Consider the following 1,659-nt stretch of genomic DNA (forward strand, 5'->3'; position numbering starts at 1 on the left):
CCAGTAAATGATGAGCGAAGCGCTAGGATTTCGTATCCGTCCGGTGATCACCGCCTAGCCTTTAAAATTCCACGGTAATAGACTATCGATATCAGGTGTTGATTGGCACAGCTCATCTAAACACGCGGTGATGTAATCGTATGGCGCTAAGCCGTTGGCTTTGGCTGTTTCGATGATGCTGTAAAGTATCGCGCTTGCGTTAGCACCTGTTGCTGTTTGGCTAAACAGCCAGTTCTTACGGCCTATCACAAACGGTTTGATGGCTCTTTCTGCACGGTTGTTGTCGATACTCAGTCGCCCATCATTAATGTACTCAATGAGTTTCGGCCACTGGTTTGCCATGTAATTGGCGGCATCAATGAGTTTACTATTACCAACAAGGTTTGGCTGATGTTTTTCAAGCCACTGTTTGAGTTTATCGAGTATCGGTTTACTCTGTGCTTGTCGAGTCTGGTAACTCTCATCCGCTGATTTATCTTTCAACCGTGACTCTATCCCATACAGCTTTTGTATTAAGCTGAGCACCACATCGGCTTTGCCTGTCTTATTTTTCCCTTGCAGCTTTTTCGCTTCAATGAATTTCCGACGTGCGTGCGCCCAGCACCCCACAAGACTGGCCTGTGTCTTTTCATAAGCTTGATAACCATCAACATGTAAGTACCCTTGATAGCCATCAAGATAATCCATCACGCAGGCGGCTGCGCGACTAGTGTGGTAGTCGTAAAGCACGATGTTAGGGATGGGGCTGTCGGGTTTAGGTGAGTCAGCACCTGAGCAGTACACCCACATGTAACTATTCACTTTATCTGATTTCACCACATTGACCGTGGTTTCATCAGCGTTAAGGAGTGGTTGCTTGAGTAATTCTTCTTTTAACCGTTTAACCAGCGGGGTAAACAGCGCTGCTGACTTAATCACCCAATCGCTCATGGTTTGGCGGCTCAGCTCAATGCCGTATTGCTTAAACATGCTCTCTTGGCGATGAAGCGGTAAACCATATTGATATTTACTGGTGATGAGTTGGCTAAGTAAGCTCGCGGTGGCAATGCCTTTGTTAATGGGCATGGCGGGCATAGGCTGTTGCTTTATCGTTGACCCAGTGCCTGATTTTTCACACTCACGACAGGCGTATTTAGGGCGAATATGTTCAATCACTTTGACGTGTGCTGGAATGAACTCAAGCTTTTCAGCTGTATCTTCACCGATTTTATGTAACTCACCACCGCAACATGCACAGCTTTTATCTGCTATGTCGTGGATAACTTGTTCACGGGGTAAGTCTTTTGGCAGTGGCTTGCGTTTAGGCTTGTTGCGGGTGTAGCTAATTCCTTGCTGCTCTGGCTCAGCTTTCTCAGCAATCTCTTCAACTTCATTAAATAATTCACCTTGCCCTACAAAGCCTTCAGCACTTTTGCCGAATTGCTTTTGTTGGGCTAAACGGAATTGCTCATATAAATAGGCGATTTTAGCATCTTTCTGTATAGATACTTCGCGCTCATATTTAAGCTGTTTTTCAAGCTCAGCAATGCGTTGTTGTAAGGTAAATACATCGTTCATGCCGTTTATTTTACGGCTTTTATGCACAATGAATAGGGTTAATAACTTAAACCTTGATGATCGTCAATTGATCTAAGTAATTAAGTCACTGTGTGCTGACTG

At 44.8% G+C, this 1,659-nt stretch carries 1 protein-coding gene; it reads right to left on the bottom strand.

All coding sequences use genetic code 11. From position 1 onward, the window contains the following. Positions 1 to 54: 54 nt before the first annotated feature. Complete coding sequence (gene tnpC, locus CWC14_RS15930) at positions 55 to 1,557, bottom strand: IS66 family transposase (RefSeq protein ID WP_138563850.1); 1,503 nt, start codon at positions 1,555 to 1,557, stop codon at positions 55 to 57. Positions 1,558 to 1,659 lie beyond the last annotated feature (102 nt).

Origin of the sequence: Pseudoalteromonas sp. S3260, assembly GCF_005886925.1 — a bacterium.
GTDB classification, from domain to species: domain Bacteria; phylum Pseudomonadota; class Gammaproteobacteria; order Enterobacterales; family Alteromonadaceae; genus Pseudoalteromonas; species Pseudoalteromonas tetraodonis.